The sequence below is a fragment of the Enterobacter cloacae complex sp. P13B genome (genome assembly GCF_014895915.1).
GTDB classification, from domain to species: domain Bacteria; phylum Pseudomonadota; class Gammaproteobacteria; order Enterobacterales; family Enterobacteriaceae; genus Enterobacter; species Enterobacter bugandensis.
This window is the reverse complement of record NZ_JADBQN010000005.1, coordinates 24,923-44,267: the sequence shown is the minus strand read 5'-3', so window position 1 is coordinate 44,267 and position 19,345 is coordinate 24,923. Positions and strand designations below refer to the sequence as shown.

15 protein-coding genes are annotated in these 19,345 nt (G+C 53.1%); 10 read left to right on the top strand and 5 right to left on the bottom strand.

Going from position 1 to position 19,345, the window contains the following annotated elements:
* Positions 1-3,135, top strand: coding sequence for an efflux RND transporter permease subunit (locus IM273_RS02245; protein WP_193051098.1), 3,135 nt, complete (start codon positions 1-3; stop codon positions 3,133-3,135).
* On the opposite strand, the gene IM273_RS02240 is transcribed toward IM273_RS02245, so the two are convergent.
* Positions 3,086-4,207, bottom strand: coding sequence for a YbdK family carboxylate-amine ligase (locus tag IM273_RS02240; protein ID WP_041910994.1), 1,122 nt, complete (start codon positions 4,205-4,207; stop codon positions 3,086-3,088). The two genes, IM273_RS02245 and IM273_RS02240, sit on opposite strands and share 50 nt — an antisense overlap.
* 105 nt (positions 4,208-4,312) lie before the next feature.
* Here IM273_RS02240 and IM273_RS02235 point away from each other — a divergent pair, with 105 nt between their 5' ends.
* Positions 4,313-5,203 carry an oxidoreductase gene (locus IM273_RS02235; RefSeq protein ID WP_193051099.1) on the top strand — a complete coding sequence of 297 codons (891 nt, stop codon included), beginning with the start codon at positions 4,313-4,315 and terminating at the stop codon, positions 5,201-5,203.
* A 502-nt stretch (positions 5,204-5,705) separates the two neighbouring features.
* Positions 5,706-6,473: a hypothetical protein gene (locus tag IM273_RS02230; protein WP_193051101.1), complete on the top strand. Its 768-nt coding sequence runs from the start codon at positions 5,706-5,708 to the stop codon at positions 6,471-6,473.
* A gap of 343 nt (positions 6,474-6,816) precedes the next feature.
* Here IM273_RS02230 and IM273_RS02225 read toward each other — a convergent pair whose 3' ends face one another.
* A complete protein-coding gene (locus IM273_RS02225; protein ID WP_193051104.1) occupies positions 6,817-9,948 on the bottom strand; it encodes a hypothetical protein in 3,132 nt (1,043 codons plus the stop codon).
* Positions 9,949-10,652: 704 nt separating this feature from the next.
* On the opposite strand from IM273_RS02225, the gene IM273_RS02220 reads away from it, so the two are divergent.
* Positions 10,653-11,495 carry a DUF5677 domain-containing protein gene (locus tag IM273_RS02220; protein WP_193055530.1) on the top strand — a complete coding sequence of 281 codons (843 nt, stop codon included), beginning with the start codon at positions 10,653-10,655 and terminating at the stop codon, positions 11,493-11,495.
* 106 nt (positions 11,496-11,601) lie between these two features.
* Positions 11,602-12,204, top strand: a complete 603-nt coding sequence (locus tag IM273_RS02215; protein WP_193051811.1) for a tyrosine-type recombinase/integrase — start codon at positions 11,602-11,604, stop codon at positions 12,202-12,204.
* A gap of 59 nt (positions 12,205-12,263) precedes the next feature.
* Here IM273_RS02215 and IM273_RS02210 read toward each other — a convergent pair whose 3' ends face one another.
* The 3 genes from IM273_RS02210 to IM273_RS02200 form a co-directional block, all read right to left on the bottom strand.
* A complete protein-coding gene (locus IM273_RS02210; RefSeq protein ID WP_193051810.1) occupies positions 12,264-12,797 on the bottom strand; it encodes a hypothetical protein in 534 nt (177 codons plus the stop codon).
* Between the two features lie 212 nt (positions 12,798-13,009).
* Complete coding sequence (locus tag IM273_RS02205) at positions 13,010-13,465, bottom strand: hypothetical protein (protein WP_193051809.1); 456 nt, start codon at positions 13,463-13,465, stop codon at positions 13,010-13,012.
* Between the two features lie 192 nt (positions 13,466-13,657).
* Complete coding sequence (locus IM273_RS02200) at positions 13,658-14,539, bottom strand: LysR family transcriptional regulator (protein ID WP_048998942.1); 882 nt, start codon at positions 14,537-14,539, stop codon at positions 13,658-13,660.
* A gap of 105 nt (positions 14,540-14,644) precedes the next feature.
* Here IM273_RS02200 and budA point away from each other — a divergent pair, with 105 nt between their 5' ends.
* From budA to IM273_RS02175, 5 genes are all read left to right on the top strand, one after another.
* On the top strand, positions 14,645-15,424 hold the full coding sequence (gene budA, locus IM273_RS02195) for an acetolactate decarboxylase (RefSeq protein WP_028012263.1): 780 nt from the start codon (positions 14,645-14,647) through the stop codon (positions 15,422-15,424).
* 13 nt (positions 15,425-15,437) lie between these two features.
* On the top strand, positions 15,438-17,117 hold the full coding sequence (gene alsS / locus IM273_RS02190) for an acetolactate synthase AlsS (RefSeq protein ID WP_193051808.1): 1,680 nt from the start codon (positions 15,438-15,440) through the stop codon (positions 17,115-17,117).
* Between the two features lie 20 nt (positions 17,118-17,137).
* Entirely contained in the window at positions 17,138-17,908 is a 771-nt protein-coding gene (locus IM273_RS02185) for a (S)-acetoin forming diacetyl reductase (RefSeq protein WP_193051807.1), read from the top strand.
* 131 nt (positions 17,909-18,039) lie between these two features.
* Positions 18,040-18,513 (top strand): cold-shock protein, encoded by a 474-nt coding sequence (locus IM273_RS02180; RefSeq protein WP_045260739.1) that lies wholly within the window; start codon positions 18,040-18,042, stop codon positions 18,511-18,513.
* A gap of 107 nt (positions 18,514-18,620) precedes the next feature.
* Positions 18,621-19,319 carry a GNAT family N-acetyltransferase gene (locus tag IM273_RS02175; RefSeq protein WP_126818656.1) on the top strand — a complete coding sequence of 233 codons (699 nt, stop codon included), beginning with the start codon at positions 18,621-18,623 and terminating at the stop codon, positions 19,317-19,319.
* Positions 19,320-19,345: the final 26 nt, after the last annotated feature.

Here is a 19,345-nt window from a genome sequence, read left to right as displayed (position 1 = left end):
ATGCTGACGTTTTTTATCAAACGCCCGCGCTTCGCGATGGTGATTGCGCTGGTCATCACCCTGCTGGGGGCGATCGCGCTGAGGATCATTCCGGTGGAGCAGTACCCGCAGATCACCCCGCCGGTGGTGAATGTCTCTGCCAGTTGGCCGGGCGCCAGCTCGGCTGACGTGGCGGAGGCCATCGCCACGCCGCTGGAGACGCAGCTTAACGGGGTGGATCACATGCTCTATATGGAGTCCACCAGTTCGGATGAAGGTAGCTACAGCCTGAACATCACCTTTGCGGCAGGGACCGATCCGGACCTCGCCGCCATCGACGTGCAAAACCGCGTGGCGCAGGCCGTGGCGCAGCTGCCGACCGAGGCACAGCAAAACGGCGTGCAGGTGCGCAAGCGCGCCACCAACCTGATGATGGGTGTAAGCCTTTACTCACCGAACAACACCCACACGCCGCTGTTTGTCAGCAACTACGCCAGCACGCAGGTGCGCGAGGCGCTGTCGCGTCTGCCGGGCGTGGGACAGGTGCAGATGTTTGGCGCGCGGGACTACAGCATGCGCATCTGGCTGCGTCCGGACCGCATGAACGCCCTGAACGTGACCACCGATGACGTGGCGCAGGCGCTGCGCGAGCAGAACGTGCAGGGGGCGGCGGGCCAGATCGGTACACCACCGGTATTCAATGGCCAGCAGCAGACGCTGACCATCAACGGTCTGGGGCGCTTAAGCCAGGCCGAAGACTTTGCCGACATCATTATTCGCGCCGGGGAGATGGGCCAGCTGGTGCGCCTGAAGGACGTCGCCACCATCGAGCTCGGCTCGCGCAGCTACAGCTCGGGCGCACAGCTGAACGGGCATGACTCTGCTTACCTTGGCATCTACCCGACGCCGTCCGCCAACGCCCTGCGCGTGGCCGACGCGGTGCGCGCGGAGCTGGAGCTTCTCTCGACGCGCTTCCCGGACGACCTGGTCTACGAGGTAAAATTCGACACCACCACCTTTGTTGCCGCCACCATTAAAGAGATTGGCGTCTCGCTGGCGCTGACCATGCTGGCGGTTGTGGTGGTCGTTTCCCTGTTCCTGCAAAGCTGGCGCGCGACGCTGATTGTCGCCCTCGCCATTCCGGTGTCGCTGGTGGGCACCTTTGCGGTGCTCTACGCGCTCGGCTACTCCGCCAACACGCTGAGCCTGTTCGCCATTATTCTGGCGCTGACCATGGTGGTGGATGATGCCATCGTGGTGGTTGAGAGCGTCGAAACCCTGATGGCGGAAGGGCAGAGCCACACGGCGGCGACCGCGCTGGCGCTGCGCCAGATTGCCGGGCCGGTGATTGCTACCACGCTGGTGCTGCTGGCGGTGTTTGTGCCGGTGGCGCTCCTGCCGGGAATTGTGGGCGAGCTGTACCGCCAGTTCGCGGTGACGCTCTCCACCGCCGTCACGCTCTCAAGCCTGGTGGCGCTGACCCTGACGCCCGCGCTCTGTGCCATGCTACTGCGCCCGCGTCCGGCGAAGCCTGCCGCCATTTTCCGTGGGTTCAACCGTGGGCTGGACGCCACGCGCACGCTTTACACCCGGATAGTGAGCGTATTCAACCGGCGTCCGTGGCTGGCGCTGCTGGCCACCGCAGGCGCGGCGGCGGTGGTGGCGTTCAGCTTTATGTCGATGCCAAAGGGCTTCCTGCCCCAGGAAGATCAGGGCTACTTCTTCGCCAGCGTCCAGCTGCCGGAGGCGGCCTCGCTGGAGCGCACCGAAGCGGTGATGGCTACCGCGCGCGCGCTGATCGCTAAAAACCCGGCGGTGGAAGACGTCATTCAGGTCTCCGGGTTTAACATCCTCAACGGCACCAGCGCCTCCAACGGCGGGTTTATCTCCATCATGCTGAAGGACTGGAGCGAGCGCCCGCCGCTGGACGAGGTGATGGGCACCCTTCAGCGCCAGCTGCTGGCCCTGCCGGAAGCGACCATCATGACCTTCGCGCCGCCGACGCTGCCGGGGCTGGGCAACGCCTCCGGTTTCGACCTGCGCATTCAGGCGCAGGCGGGGCAGAGCCCGGCGGAGCTGGAGCACGTCACGCGTGAGGTGCTGGCAAAAGCCAACCAGCATCCGCAGCTGAGCCGCGTGTTCACCACCTGGAGCAGCAACGTGCCGCAGCTGACGCTGACCGTTGACCGCGAGCGTGCGGCCCGGCTCGACGTGCCGGTGTCGCGCATCTTCAGCAGCCTGCAAACCGCCTTCGGCGGCACCCGCGCCGGGGATTTCAGCGTCAACAACCGCGTCTACCACGTGGTGATGCAGAACGAGATGCAGTGGCGCGAGCGCGCGGAGCAAATCAGCGAGCTGTTCGTGCGCAGCAACAGCGGCGAGCGGGTGCGTCTGAGCAACCTCGTCACCATCACGCCGACCGTCGGCGCGCCATTTATTCAGCAGTACAACCAGTTCCCGTCGGTATCGGTAAGCGGTTCGGCAGCGGAAGGGGTAAGCAGCAGCACCGCGATGGCGGCGATGGGCGAAATTCTGGCGCAGAGCCTGCCTGCCGGGTACGACTACGCCTGGAGCGGCATGTCGTATCAGGAGCAGCAGACCGGCAACCAGGCGGTATGGATTGTGCTGGCGGCGGTGGTGATGGCGTGGCTGTTCCTCGTCGCCCAGTACGAGAGCTGGACGCTCCCGGCGAGCGTGATGCTTTCGGTGCTGTTCGCCATCGGCGGGGCGCTGGTGTGGCTATGGCTGGCGGGCTACGCCAACGACGTGTACGTGCAGATCGGTCTGGTCTTGCTGATCGCGTTAGCGGCGAAAAACGCGATTCTTATCGTGGAGTTCGCCCGCGCGCGGCGGATGGACGGGATGGCGATTGTCGATGCCGCGCGGGAAGGGGCATCGCGCCGCTTCCGCGCAGTGGTGATGACCGCCGTGTCGTTCATCATCGGCGTCCTGCCGATGATGCTGGCGACCGGGGCGGGTGCCCAGAGCCGCCGCATCATTGGCACCACGGTGTTCAGCGGCATGCTGGTGGCAACCGTGGTAGGGATTGTGTTTATCCCCGCGCTGTTCGTGCTGTTCCAGCGCCTGCGCGAGTGGGGCCACGGCCTTACGGACTCGTCGCCCACAGCTCGCAGTGCTTCTGAACCAGAGAAATAAGCGAGCCGCCGTCGGCGATGAAGTCCCGCATGCGCTGCGCCTCGCTCTTGCCCTGCTTTAACAGCAGGGCAATTTCCTTGATGGCGCTCGTTGCGCCGAGCTTCTCGGCCGACGGCGCAACCTGCTCCAGCAGCCAGGCGATATCCTCCGCCACAGTTTTGTGCTCGCCGGTATGCACGTCCGTCAGAACCCCCTCAAGCCCGTAGCGACACGCCTGAAAACGGTTAAAGCGGTACAGCAGAAAATCCCGCTCCTGATGCTTATACGGCCGCGTGGTCAGCAGCCAGTGGGACGTCGCCTGGATCAGCCCGGCGATATTAATCGCGTGGCCGAGCGTCAACGGGGTATCCATCACCCGTACCTCAACGGTGCCAAAGTGCGGGCTGGGGCGAATGTCCCAGTGCAGATCTTTAATGCTGTCGATCATGCTGGTAGCGCTCAGGCGTCGGAACAGCCCCTCGAACTCCTGCCAGCTGTTAACCCACGGCATCTGGCCGTTATCCGGGAACCCGGAGAAGATGTTGAGCCGCGACGAGGAGAACTTCGTGTCGGTGCCCTGCATGTACGGCGAGGCGGCCGCCAGGGCGATAAAGTGCGGCACAAAGCGCGACAGGCCGTGCAGGAGATAAATGGCGTCATCCCCGGTCCGGCAGCCGACGTGCACGTGCTGTCCGAACACCGTTGCCTGCAAAATCAGATAGCCAAAGCGCTCCAGCGTGACGTTATAGCGCTCGTCGTCGCACACCTCCTGACGCTGCCATTTCTGGAACGGGTGCGTCCCGCCACCGCAGATCTGAATATGCTGCTCCGCCGCCGCGCGCAGGATGCTCTGCTGCATCACCGAGAACTGCGCCGCCGCCTGGTCAATGTTCTGGCACACGCCGGTGGCGATTTCGAGCATGCTTTCGGTGATATCGTGTTTGACTTCACCGCCTTTGATGTCGTCTTTGACGGCGGCGATGAGGGCAGAGGAGTCCTGGCTCAGATCGTAGCCCGGCGGGTTAACCACCTGCAGTTCGAGTTCGATGCCGAGGGTGAACGGTTCAGAGGATTTGAAATCAGGTAAAGGCATGGCGCACTCCGTTGTCTGTTGTGTGTTGAGTATAGACAACGACGTGGCGCTCACTTTTCAGGGTGGTATAACTGTTAGCAGGCTTAGCGAAAAGAGGGGTTAACCATGTCTGAGAATCCAGTGATTGCGCTGATTGGTCCCGGTGCGATTGGCACCACCATTGCCGCGGTGTTGCATGACGCTGGCCGCACGCCGCTGCTCTGCGGACGCACCGCGCATCCGGAATTACGCCTGCGTTACGACGAGGGGGAAACGGTTGTGCCCGGTCCGGTATTCACCGATCCGTCCGTCATTACTCGCCCCGCAGATCTTGTTTTTGTGGCGGTAAAAACGACGCAAAATTCCGACAGCGCCGGGTGGCTGCGCGCGCTGTGCGATGAAAACACCGTGGTCTGCGCGCTGCAAAACGGCGTAGAGCAGAAGGCGCAGCTTGAGCCTTTGGTCAGTGGCGCAACGGTGCTGCCGTCGGTGGTCTGGTTCCCGGCGCAGCGCGAGCCGGATGCCTCCGTCTGGCTCCGGGCGAAGCCGCACCTGACGCTGCCGGACGTTCCGCTGGCGCAGCGGGTGGTCGAAGCGCTTCGTGATACGCGCTGCGCGGTTGAGCTCTCGGAAGATTTCGCCACCGTCGCCTGGCGCAAGCTGCTGCAAAACGCGGTCGCCGGGCTGATGGTGCTGGCCAACCGCCGCGCCGGGATGTTCAGGCGCGAGGATGTCAGCGAGCTGGCGCTGGCCTACCTGCGCGAAGGGCTGACCGTCGCCCGCGCTGAAGGGGCGAAGCTGAACGATGAGGTGGCGCAGGAGATTCTGGAGAACTTCCAACGCGCGCCCGTGGATTTGGGTACGTCGATTCTCGCTGACCGTCAGGCGGATCGCCCGATGGAGTGGGATATCCGTAACGGCGTCATCCAGCGCTACGGCCGCAAACACGGCATTGCGGTGCCCATCAGCGACGTGGTGGTGCCGCTGCTGGCAGCGGGGAGCGAGGGGCCGGGTTAACGGCCGCTGTTTTTCCTTTCGGCAAAGAAATGGGCGGCCGTGCTGCCTATCGCTTTTCTAAAAAAGGTGATAAACGCATTCATACCTGACAGTGGCCGCGGGCCGATAGAGAGGAAGGGAGATGAATATGAATATCCGCTCTGTGCCAAGAGCGGAAGTTGGAGTGCCAGAGGCCCTCTAAAAATGATGGTTCACTTTGCAGGGATACTACACGGTAAGCGTTATCCCGAAGAGTTTAAAATTGAAGCTGTCAAACAGGTTGTTGATCGTGGTCATGCGCTAGCATCTGATTAATCGACGGCAGCAGTTCCGTCTGGTCTGCGATGCAGCTGTCCGGCAGGTGTCCTGTGACGCAAAACAACGGTAGGAGCAGTATGGAAGTGAACGAGGTTATGCTTGTCTTATATTATCTTCCATTTGAACAACATCAACCGGTTGTGTAAGAGTGTTTATGGTTTTATCTTGTTGATTTTGCTTTAATGAAAATGGAGTTGGCGAGATAATGAAAACCTTAAGTGGGAAAGAGTTTAGACAATTATTTAATCGTTATAATATAGGGTTCTATCTAAGTGAGTTTGAATACTTAAAGGCCTTTGATCCTTTGTTTCCTGTATGCGTAGGGAAAGAATTAAAGTTGGGTTATAAACGAAAAGTTGATGTATGGTGCGAAGAGGATGCCGCACTATATGCAGAATTTATAGCTAAAAAAGAAAGACTGAAAAGAGACCGGTTAATCCTGAAAGTAAACCAAGTGTGGTCGCGGACATATCCTGCTTATATTTATGCAATTGAAGAAAGAATAAATATCAGGGCAAAGGGTAGAGAGTCATTTAAGAATGAAACTGCGCAAGAAAAACAATATAAACTTTCCATAATGTTAGATGGTCTGAAAGACCTTGAATGTGAAGTTGCTACGATTGAAAGTGAGTTTGAAATTGAAAAAGCTTCGATGCACTATTTTTATATGATTTCTGATGTTGAACGCTATATAAATGAATGCAGTTACTTTGTTTATTCTGCTGCTGAAGTTGTTAAAGGCGTGATTCAATGCATTGGTTACATTGACAAAAATAACAAAGCAAGTTGCGATGAATTTTATTCAGGCAGCTATGAATGCTTGGATGATGATCAGGAAACTCTGAACTATTTAAATGAATCCTGCGCAGAGGGTACAGATGCTGATAACAATCTCATCAGGGAGAATGAGTTATTGGACCTATCCCTGAAGGAATTGCATCAACTTCTCGTTTCAAATACAAATAACAAGTGATACGGCGAGCGATATGACGAGCCGTGGGACATTCGCACCCGGCAGCACATTGTCTCCGCGATGTCCGCTTCGCTCAAAGCGGACCTTTCTTTCCCACCTGCTTTTTGCTTTGCCCCCTTTCTTCCGTATCTCCTTCGCCCTTGCATACGATTAATCCACCCAGATCCGACTTTAGATTTTTTCGGATCTGCGGAGAAAGAGAAAGACATTATTGCTAGAGAGTCATAAAAATTGACGAATTGTTGCGATTAGGGGATTATTGATATTAATTACAAAATTCAAATTCATTATTAACTATAAAGCAATTTAACAGCGACCCCATAAAGGGTCGCCGTAATTTAGCTCAGCTATGTTCAAACCGCGCCACTAGTGGACCAGTGATTTCCATTTCCATTTCCCAGAGCGTTTTCATCACACCTTCAAGTGGATCGTCGCTACTGCGGTAGAAAGTGTTAAAAAGGGTACCATCCGGGTACCTGAACAGCCTGAGTTCACCAAATGATTCAGCACTGACCATAAGAGAAAATTCCTGTTCGGAATTGATGACAAGGTAAACAAGACAGTTATTGATCCTAAAGGGCAGAGAGCGGATACCTCTGGCTGTCACATCAACATGTATGCTAAACGCGCCATGCCTTTCCGGCTGATAGACCAGTTCCCTCAGTTCTTCGCTAAAGCGGGAACCATAGATCACCAGAATGTAATTATTCTGATCAGCGGACCGTTGCGCAACTTCCATTAACAGCGTTTCGAGGTTTTTGACCTCCATCGTTAATTTAGCCTGTGATTGCCACAGTAAATAATGCAGTCTGTGGAGAATATTTTTCTTCACTTCTGATGCCGATGGGAAATCACCGTATACATTCCGATTAACTTCTCTGGCAACATAATCTTTGGAAACACCAACAGGAATGTTTCTCACCAGCCAGTTGCGATCACATTCTGAATTTTGAGAAAATGTGAAGTGATTGAGTAGAGTATCTTCAGACAATGCCCCAGGAAGTTCATTTGTTAGACGATTGTCGGTATTTCTGAGACGTTCAAGATCTACTTCGGCAGCAACGATATCTGCCAATTTGCTACGATTGAAGACTTCAATATATTTATCCAGAACATCATTAAAGAAAACTACATTCGTTGCATAATCCGTTTCTGAAATGATATAGCCTTCATAAAGGATTGAAGGATCCCGCTTCAGTCGTTCAAGAATAGAAATTATTCGGACTTTACTGGAATAGGAAAACAACCCTCCCGCCAGAGCTTCATTAACACGCTGTGTAACCTGTTCAGTAGGTTTGGCGAGCTTTATAGCCAGCAAGGAAAACGCTCCGTATAGGCTCCCAACATCCTCATGTACTCCTGTATACGTACGCGAGGAAATGTAAGGCCTTTCATTATAAGAGTTCATAACCTCAATGGTTTCTGATAAACCACTATACCAGTTTGTATTTGTATTTGTATTTGTATGAAGATTACAGTATTCAATTCTCAATATCATATCAATGATATCGACAGAACGTCTGAATGCAGGTGTCAGTGTATCATGAGTGTCTCTTTCTTCATATAATTCAGACATAATGAGATGATTAACAAGGTCGGCTAAGTCTATATTTTCTTGTGGTTCGAAATGCGCAATAAGATAGCCTGCCATTAACAGGCGTAAATCAGATAAGGCATTTGAAAATATAATGGATAAAGCCGCATCTTTTTTATATAGGCTCCCCCTGAGTAACATATCCCACTGCGAATCTGTTTCCTCCAGAGACAGGTAATCCGGAGTCAGGAAGAAACTGTGCCAGCGGTACTCTTCCTCCCAGTGCCGTGAACACCGGCTCTGGTTAAGCCAGAGACAGAGAACGTCATGAGCATATCGCACGGAAGAAGCATTATCGGCAACCACTGACGGGATAAGCAGCCTGGTGGTGTTATGCAGATGATACATCAGACGGTCAGTAGAATCTTCACTACCGGGTTTGCCAATGATCGTGCCCATACTCCAGCCTTCCCACAGGCCGATAAAATCGCGGATAAGCGTCTGGTGAGTCTGCTCTTGGCTGGCCGTGAGGGTGCCCCCCAGTCCCGCTTTCCACTCGTTTAACACATGCCATACCCTGAAAAGCGAAAGTAAAAATTGTCTGAAATCGGTAAAACGAGTACTCTGTGTTTTTCTGTAAACATGTAATGGAATAGCCATAGATTCACGGAAATACTCGCCTGAATATTCTATGGATTTTACGGTTTCACGAACAAATTTCCTCAATTCATAGTGGAATGAATCACTGAATGCATGGCTAAACCCCGATTCTTTTACTTCATCCACATAATTTCTGTCACCCCCGTAATTATAACTTCGCTTAATAGAGGTATAGGTATCCGTCAATCGTTCAACACCTGTCCTGAAGACACTAATGTTTTTATCATTAAGGGCATCGTATGCCTCACCAAAGAAATCAAAAGTAATATCATCCAGATCCCTTTTGTTCTCGGAATGCCCGGTCACAATGCAACGCCGGCATAACCACCGCCATAATCCTGAAACAGGCATGAGACCTTTCGATGACAATAAAGTCAGTTCACCAGAACGAACACCAAAAGAAGGCAAAATGATAATTTCTGCATCTTGTCCATCTGCCGCTTTTAGTCTTCTCAGCAGGAATAAAAGTGGTCTTATATAGATATCTATAACAACATCGTTTTTACTGACATCAAATTTAAAATGCGTCATTTCCTCATCTTCAGATATTGAGTAAGGAAGTATTTTAATACTACCGAGATAACTCTCACCGATGTTTGCTCCCGGATAACGCAGCCATGCCATAATAAATGCATTTTGAATATAGTCATCCACTATCTGTGACAAAAAATACTTATTCATAAGACGATCACGTTTATTCTCATCCAGAACATTGAGACTGGAGACAAAGAACCAGATAGACAGAAAAATATTGAAAAGCATCCACACGAAAGCTGTAATGGCGAAAGCTGTATTAAGATATCTGTCACCAAATGATAATGTCATACCGGCTAACACAATAAATGCGGCAAGTGACAGTCCACTCAGACCAGAAAACATATATCCGGAGTGAAGTTGATACGCAGACTGGATATGGATCCTTGCAGATTTCTTTTGAAACAGAACACTTATAAGACCCACGACCAGTGGAAAAACAATACCGATAATAGTCAACTGGCTACCCAGTAAATTAGACATCCATCCTGAAAGTAGGGTAATCCCCTTAAAATGCAGAAGAGCGAACGGATGCAATACAGGGCGAAAGTATTCCACCACGCCAACAGCACCGATTGCAGTGAGCCAAAGGAAAAGCATAGCTCGGATGTAATAGGTGGAGCAGGAAACCAGAACTCTTTCTATCGGGTTCCAGCTGAGTTTTTTGTAATCCCGGTTCGACTTCAGGCTACGGCGCAACTCAGCCCTGACCAGCCATGAGACACTTGTGAGGATTTTTCCAAACATAGATATCCTACATTATTCATAAGAAATTCCATGAATAATAAGCGGTAATGACCATTTTTTCTCAGGAAAATGTATCCCGATGCCCTTCATGCAAGATTCTTCATCCTAATATTCAATTTTGGCTTTTTTCAGATCTGCGGAGAAGGAAAGGGGGATTATTGCCAAAATTTAACAAAACCCAGCAGATTGTTGCGGATAGTGCATTATTGTCTTATTGGATAAAAAATATGCCGATTTTTGCTAAAAATGGTTAAATGTCTCTGAGGGCGAATCAGCTACAAAGCGGCACTCAACATTTTCACCCAGAACGTCCGTCCTGACCTTAGATAGACTGGACCCTTTTAGGCAGCTTTGTGCCAGGAGCGGACTGACCTGCTCCCCGATGATTAATACACCGCTATGCTAGTAATGTCCGTAGATCGCTGTGTGTTGCATCCATCGGTTGAACTCACACTCCAAACCAGACTGTCAGCTTTGATTAGATTCTACCTACCCAACCTGTCAGATAAGGTCTGAGCTAATACACCTAATATATGGCTTTGTGCAGGGGACGGCTATCGCGAACGTTAGGCCAGGTATCTGAATACGCACAGTTCACTTGGTTGTACTTCTTGCACTGACCTGCTATGCCGCACAGCTATTTATAGGTAATCTTCAGTGTATAATCTGCCAACTTATGGAAGCTTGTACAACAGGAGAAATATATGAAAAAAGAATCGTTTGGACGTTGCCCGTTTGATTTCGACGAAGATGTAAAAAAAATAGCCGCGATAAATAAATATATCCATGCAAAATTTGGGGAGCATAAAAATAAAATAGACAACCTAAAGGGTGTGGAACAAAAATTGATGGTCTTACAGTACTTTAATGTACTGAATGAACTTAGTAATCAGGCTATCTCTTCTTTGAATATCGGAGCCTTTTCAGCATCGGAAGTATTAACTAGGGTTATAATAGAACAGGCTGCCAATCAATTTTATATAGCAATAGATGATGGTGAAAATGCACAAGCATTACTCAAGGCTAGTAAGAAATTAGTTCATAGTAATGGAAAGCGGTGGCTGGAGTGTTTAAAATCCAAAGAAATGACTAATCCAGCAGCAAATGAAAGGATTCGCATGGGAAAAGAACTAACTGATAGATTTAATAGATTGTGGCCAAATACACCTGAATATCCAGGAACCAGAAAGATTTTTGAAGTAATTGGCTGGGAAACACACTATCATGCCCATTACGTTCCCCTTTGTGATTCAATACATACATTCTCTGATGATATGGCAAATATAGTATCTCTATATAATGCAATCCAAAGCGATGAAACTACTGCTATCGAATTCATTCTTGCAGTTAAACAAGAAAATAAACGGCTGGCAATTTATAATGTTGTAATTGCTACGGCCCTTCGGTGTGAGGCCTTAGTAAATGTATTTAACTCTTTAGGTTATCAGGATATTATAACTGAAATGACACCAACAATAGATACAGTCAACCAGACTATAATTCGATATGATGATTTTGATCATTCCAGAATTGATGATTGTCAATAATTAATTGACAGAATACGTACATGCGCAACAACTAGTGATAGTTGACTTATTTTCGCTCTTGAGAGACAACCATACTCAAATCTCCCACATTGCAGGAGATTTGAATATGAAAACGTCACCGTGGAATAAAGACCGTACCATCGGTCAAAAAAGGCCACTTCAGATATCTCATATCTGGGGGATCCGGATTAGACTTGAGCTGGAAGGTAAAACACGCGATCTAGCTCTGTTCAACATGGCTTTGGACAGTAAGCTATGGGGCTGTGATTTGGTCAAACTCAAAGTATCAGATGTTGCATATGGCAGTTCTGTTTCAAGCAGAGCAACGGTGTTGCAACAGAAAACCGGCAGCCCTGTCCAATTTGAGATAGCCAAAGGGACAAGGGAAGCGGTTACTGCATTGATAAAGCTCGGCAACTTGCATAGTAAAGACTTCCTGTTCCGCTCTCGGGTCGGAACTAACCAGCATATATCAACCCGGCAATACAACCGAATTTTTCATGGGTGGGTAGAAAAGCTTGGTCTCGAAGATTCGCTTTACAGCACACATTCCATGAGAAGAACAAAACCTTACTTAATCTACAAGAAAACCAAGAATCTCCGGGTGATCCAACTTCTGTTGGGCCATAAGAAACTGGAAAGCACAGTCCGTTATCTGGGCATTGAAGTCAATGATGCGTTAGAGATCTCTGAGTCGATTGAAGTCTAAGATTGTCAGGGCTGCAACAGCAGCCCTGAGTTGTAAACAGGTAACTCTTGTTGATAATCTTAATAAATCTGCTTCCCTATTGTGATTGGTAAGGGAACCAGAACCTCCCATTTAGTGGGCCAGTCGGGAACAATATGAGTTGGTATTGTTTGTCCCTGCCAATACAACTCTGCACGGTAAGTATGTACAAGTGCAGAGTCGGAATTATCTAATAAGCGCATATCCGCGATATGGCATCTACTTAAATCTACGTCAAGCTCATAAATGGGATTATCGGGACTTCCATTAGAGTTTCTGAACGCTACCGCTTCACTCAAGGATTGCCAAGCGTATAAGCTTTGCCATCGCGATGGTTTGGTTGGGAACTTTGCGCGCCGATAAAATTCAAATGACCAATCTATATTAATCGTTGGGTCTATATAAGGTACATTCGAAAGGAAATAGTAGTTACCTTGATCTGACACACCATCAGGGAATAAATCCATCACTAAATCTCCCAGTTCGATAGGTGTGATATCATCAAATTTCTTCAGCGATACAATTTGTTTTTCTTGGTAGCGATTGTATCTGTCGACAACATATAATTTTGCCATTTCCGCCTTCCATATTAACATATCAAAGATATGTTTGTTTTTTTGCATACGCTCAGATATTAGCAAGCATTATCACTTATCACCAATACAAACAAATAATACCAGAGTCCGCTCCTCGCTCTTAACGGACATTCAACAAACAACGCTCTTCTTTTATTAAGGCCAAAGACCTGCTTTTTACCCAGCAGAACCCCGGCCTCCCATCATCCGCCTCAGTGTGCCGTTATATAAGGCTCCTTCACAAACTCCGCCAGCAGCCAGACCATATCATGCAGCAGCCCGGTGAGTTCTTTCGCCACGCTCGCAGGTAATGTCCCTCCCATTACCGCCAGCGTTAACGCTACGGCATAGTCCACCTGCAACGTTGTCTCTTGCCAGCAGTCCGGCACACAGGAAGCGATCTTTTCCCCCGCAATCAGTTGTTCAACCAGATACGGTGGGAGCTCAGCATCACAGCATTCCCGCAGCTGCTTCAGCGCCTCCAGCAATCGCTTACAGAGCGTGGCAAAGGTCACTGCGTCGTCAGTTTCCACCAGTACGCTGACATACGCGGTACAGGCATCGACCACTTCAAAAAGATCCGCAGAATCGGAAATTGAAGCGTTGATGAGGTGATGAACAGCGCTTTCTTCATAGAGCGCGTAAGAAAATCCTGGGGTAGTCGCCATTTAGCATCCTCTTTGTCTAAAAAATGTCATGTTATGCTAACGGGTTCCTACGCCCGGTTACGGTTGTGCCGCAACGCAGGCACTTTACGACCATAAACAAGGGATGAAAAGCGATAACCCTGAATTACATAAGGTTGCTTGCAGGTTTGCGAGGCGGCTTCCAGAACGGCATTTCCGGGCACCGCCGCACCATTAATCCTCGCTCATCATCGCCAGAAACCGCTTCACCGTCCGCGAACGTTCGAAGCGCCGCCAGCAGAGCGCGATATCGGTATAAAGCTCCGGCGAGCGCAGCGCGTGGTAGGTGACATTCGGCGGTGAAATGGCCGCCATGGATTTCGGCACCAGCGCGAACCCGCCGCCGGCGGAGACCATGCTCAGGGAAGAGGAAAGCTGCGACGACTGCAGCGCGCGCTGCACGTTTATTCCGGCTCGCTCGCAGCAGCCGTAAACCCGGTCATACAGCCCCGGCGCGACCTCCTGCGGGAACAACACCACCGGCGTATCCCGAAGTTCCTCCAGCGCCAGATCGCCGCACGTCGCCAGGGGATGATCGCGATGCAGCGCCACCACCATTGGCTCCCGGTCGAGGATTTTTAATTCGAATACCTTGCTGCTTTCGCACGGCAGGCGCACGAAGGCGATATCCAGTTCACCCTCCGCCAGCATCGTGGTCAGCGACGACATGTTGGCTTCCACCTGGTGAACCTGCACTGCCATGTTCTGCACCTGAAACTGGCGGATCAGGGCGAAGATTTTGGGATGAAAAGCATCCGAACTGGTAATGCCAATCGACAGGCTGCCGTTCAGCCCGCGCGCGATGCCCCGGGCTTTCTCCAGCGCGGCGTCGCTCAGCGCCAGGATCTTACAGGCGTCCTCATAGAAGGCTTCTCCCGCCTCGGTCAGCTCCACGCCCCGCGTCAGGCGCCTGAACAGCGGCGTGCCCACTTCCTCCTCAAGCCGTTTGATCTGCTGGCTCAGAGGAGGTTGTGAAATACCCAGCGCGTTGGCCGCCCTGGTGAAGTGTCGCTCGCGTGCTACCGCGACAAAATAGCGCAGATAACGAAGTTCCATATCAAAAACGTCTCAAACCAGCATGGATTCTATATTGGAACTCTCTGCTGAATCGGGTCAACATTTATTTAACCTTTATAAATAAAGTTGAAGAGGACGAGCATGATGATGCATTCATCTGCATGCGACTGTGAGGCGAGTTTATGCGAGACCCTGCGCGGGTTCTCGGCTCAACATCCTGACAGCGTGATCTATCAGACATCGCTAATGAGCGCCCTGCTAAGCGGCGTCTACGAAGGGGAGACCACCATCGCCGACCTGCTGGCACACGGCGATTTTGGCCTCGGCACCTTTAACGAGCTGGACGGCGAAATGATTGCCTTCAGCAGCCAGGTGTACCAGCTGCGCGCCGACGGCAGCGCCCGCGCCGCGAAGCCGGAGCAGAAAACGCCGTTCGCGGTGATGACCTGGTTCCAGCCCCAGTACCGCAAAACCTTCGACGGGCCGGTCAGCCGTCAGCAGATCCACGACGTGATCGACCAGCAGATCCCCTCCGACAACCTGTTCTGCGCGCTGCGCATCGACGGCAATTTCCGCCATGCGCACACCCGCACCGTACCGCGCCAGACGCCGCCGTACCGGGCGATGACCGACGTGCTGGACGACCAGCCGGTGTTCCGCTTTAACCAGCGCGAGGGCGTGCTGGTGGGGTTCCGTACCCCGCAGCATATGCAGGGCATCAACGTGGCGGGCTATCACGAACACTTCATCACCGACGACCGACAGGGCGGCGGCCATCTGCTCGATTACCAGCTGGAGAGCGGCGTACTCACCTTCGGTGAAATTCACAAGCTGATGATCGACCTGCCCGCCGACAGCGCGTTTTTACAGGCCAACCTGCACCCCAGCAACCTTGATGCGGCTATCCGCGCCGTCGAAAACTAACAGGAGAACTACCGTGAACAGTGAGAAACAGTCACGTCAGTGGGCGCACGGCGCCGATATGGTTGTCGGCCAGCTGGAAGCGCAGGGCGTGAAGCAGGTGTTCGGGATCCCGGGCGCAAAAATCGACAAGGTCTTTGATTCCCTGCTGGACTCCTCCATTGAGATCATTCCCGTACGCCACGAGGCCAACGCGGCGTTTATGGCGGCGGCAGTGGGGCGTCTGACCGGCAAAGCCGGGGTTGCGCTGGTCACCTCCGGACCGGGCTGTTCGAACCTGATCACCGGTATTGCCACCGCCAACAGCGAAGGCGACCCGGTGGTCGCGCTGGGCGGGGCGGTGAAGCGGGCGGATAAAGCCAAGCTGGTGCATCAGAGCATGGACACCGTCGCCATGTTCAGCCCGGTGACGAAATACGCCGTGGAAGTGAACTCCCCGGACGCGATTGCTGAGGTGGTTTCCAACGCGTTTCGCGCCGCCGAGCACGGCAGGCCGGGCGGGGCGTTTGTCAGCCTGCCGCAGGATATTGTCGACCAGCCCACCACGGGGGCGATTTTGCCCGCCAGCGGTCCCGCGCTGATGGGGCCGGCACCGGAATCCGCCATTAACGACGTGGCGAAGCTTATTGAAAAGGCCAAAAACCCGGTCATCTTACTCGGCCTGATGGCCAGCCAGCCCGCGAACAGCGCCGCGCTGCGCAAGCTGCTGGAAAAAAGCCGTATCCCGGTCACCAGCACCTACCAGGCCGCCGGGGCGGTGAACCAGGAGCACTTCACCCGCTTTGCCGGACGCGTCGGTCTGTTCAATAACCAGGCGGGTGACCGGCTGCTGCATCTGGCGGATCTGATTATCTGCATCGGCTACAGCCCGGTGGAGTACGAGCCGTCCATGTGGAACAGCGGCGACGCCACGCTGGTGCACATCGACGTGCTGCCTGCCTATGAAGAACGTAACTACGTCCCGGATCTGGAACTGGTGGGGGATATCGCCGCCACGCTGAACCTGCTCGCCAGCCGCATTGAGCACAAGCTTGAACTGAGCCAGCGCGCCTCGGAAATTCTGGTCGATCGCCAGCATCAGCGGGACCTCCTCGACCGCCGCGGCGCATCGCTTAACCAGTTTGCCCTGCATCCGCTGCGCATCGTGCGCGCCATGCAGGACATCGTGAACAACGACGTGACGCTTACCGTCGATATGGGTAGCTTCCACATCTGGATCGCCCGCTACCTCTACAGCTTCCGCGCGCGTCAGGTGATGATCTCCAACGGTCAGCAGACCATGGGCGTCGCGCTGCCGTGGGCCATTGGCGCGTGGCTGGTCAACCCGCGCCGCAAGGTGGTTTCGGTCTCCGGCGACGGCGGCTTTTTGCAGTCGAGCATGGAGCTGGAAACCGCCGTACGCCTCAACGCCAACGTGCTGCACATCATCTGGGTGGATAACGCCTACAACATGGTTGCCATTCAGGAAGAGAAAAAATACCAGCGTCTTTCCGGCGTCGAGTTCGGCCCGGTCGACTTCAAAGCCTATGCCGACGCCTTTGGCGCGAAAGGCTTTGCCGTGGAGAGCGCCGACGCGCTCGAACCGACGCTGCGTGCGGCGATGGATGTCGATGGCCCGGCCGTGGTGGCCATTCCCGTCGACTACAGCGATAACCCGCTGCTGATGGGCCAGCTCCATCTCAGCCAGATTTTGTGACTCAACATAAGGACAGAGAAATGCAAAAAGTTGCTCTCGTAACAGGCTCAGGCCAGGGGATTGGTAAAGCGATTGCGCTTCGCCTGGTGAGGGATGGGTTTGCCGTCGCCATCGCCGACTATAACGAGGAGACGGCGAAAGCGGTCGCCGATGAAATCACCCGCAGCGGCGGGAAGGCCGTTGCCGTGAAGGTGGACGTCTCTGACCGCGAGCAGGTATTTGCGGCGGTGGAGAAAGCCCGCACCGCGCTGGGCGGCTTCAACGTTATCGTCAACAACGCCGGGGTCGCGCCGTCCACGCCAATCGAATCCATCACGCCGGAGATTGTCGACAAGGTCTACAACATTAACGTGAAAGGGGTGATCTGGGGGATCCAGGCCGCGATTGTCGCGTTCCGCAAAGAGGGGCACGGCGGCAAAATCATCAACGCCTGCTCACAGGCGGGGCATACCGGCAACCCGGAGCTGGCCGTCTACAGTTCCAGTAAATTTGCGGTGCGCGGCTTAACCCAGACCGCCGCACGGGATCTTGCTCCGCTGGGGATCACCGTTAACGCCTACTGCCCGGGCATCGTTAAAACGCCGATGTGGGCGGAGATCGACCGTCAGGTCTCCGAGGCAGCGGGTAAACCGCTCGGCTACGGGACCGAGACCTTTGCCAAACGCATTACGCTTGGCCGCCTGTCCGAACCGGAAGACGTTGCCGCCTGCGTTTCATATCTTGCCGGGCCAGACTCTGACTATATGACCGGCCAGTCTCTGCTCATCGATGGTGGGATGGTGTTCAACTAAATTCTAATAAGCTCTGACATGAGTTTTCCCCTGCCTCCGCGCAGGGGCTTTTTTTTGTCTCCTCCGCCATTGTGCATTACACTGCGCGCTGCAAAACTTTAGTTATTACGATCTGACAGGCGGTAACAGCGATGAACGGTACAATCACAACGTGGTTTAAAGATAAAGGCTTCGGATTTATCAAAGATGAAAACGGCGACAACCGCTATTTTCATGTGATTAAGGTCGCGAACCCCGATCTGATTAAAAAAGACGCTGCGGTGACCTTCGAGCCAACCACCAACACCAAAGGCCTTTCCGCGTACGCGGTGAAGGTGATCCCCGAAAGTAAGCACCTCTATATTGCAGGCGAGCGCGTGAAGCTCACCTCGATCAAATCCTTCGTGGTGTTCAGCGAAGAAGAGCCCGTTGAGACCAAAATCGACAAAGAGAACGCGGTGCTGTCGGTGGGTCTGCTGATGAACAGCATCAAACCAAAATCCGACAAGAAGCCGGGCGAAATGCGTACGGTGAAGAAGCTGGCGATCACCACCTTCCAGAACACGACGATGATCTTTACCGAAGATGAAATCGACATCGACGCGACGGTTAAACTGCTGAAGTAATTTTATGCCGGGTGGCGGTTCCACGTTACCCGGCCTGCAAATCCTCCCTTTTCGCCCGCTTTTTAACCTGCTATAACAAACTCCTTACCTTTCAGGGAGTCATCGCCGTGCCCGAAATCAATCAATATGGTCAAACCGTTAACGATATCGTCCCGGACTGGAAATGCGCCCGGGTCTTAACCCGCACCCCGCTCACCGGTCAGTATTGTCGTCTGGAGCCGCTGGACGCCGATCGTCACTCGGCTGATTTATATGAGGCCTACGCGCTGGGTGATGACAGCGACTGGACGTGGCTTGCCAGCACCCAGCCTGAAAGCGTGGAAGCCACCGCCCACTGGGTGCTCGGCAAGGTGATGGATGACGATCTGGTCCCGTTTGCGGTAATCGATTTACGCACTGAAAAAGCGGTAGGGCTGGTGAGCTACATGGCGATAGAGCGGTTCCAGGGCTCGGTGGAGATCGGCCATGTCACCTGGTCGCGGAGGATGAAAGGCACCCGCATCGGCACCGAAGCGGTGTGGCTGCTGCTGAAAAATGCCTTTGAGCATAAGTACCGTCGGCTGGAGTGGAAATGCGATTCGATGAACACCGCCTCACGCAGCGCGGCGGAGCGGCTGGGGTTTGTCTGGGAAGGGCGCCTGCGCCAGAGGCTGGTACGTAAAGGGCGCAACCGCGACAGCGACATGCTCTCTATTATTGACGGCGAGTGGCCGCAAAGGGACGCGGCGTTGCGCGCGTGGCTGGCGGCGGAGAATTTTGACGCCCAGGGGCGGCAGATTAAGCGGCTGGAGGCGTTTCGTTTATAAGCTTTTGATGTAGGGTACAGCGCAAA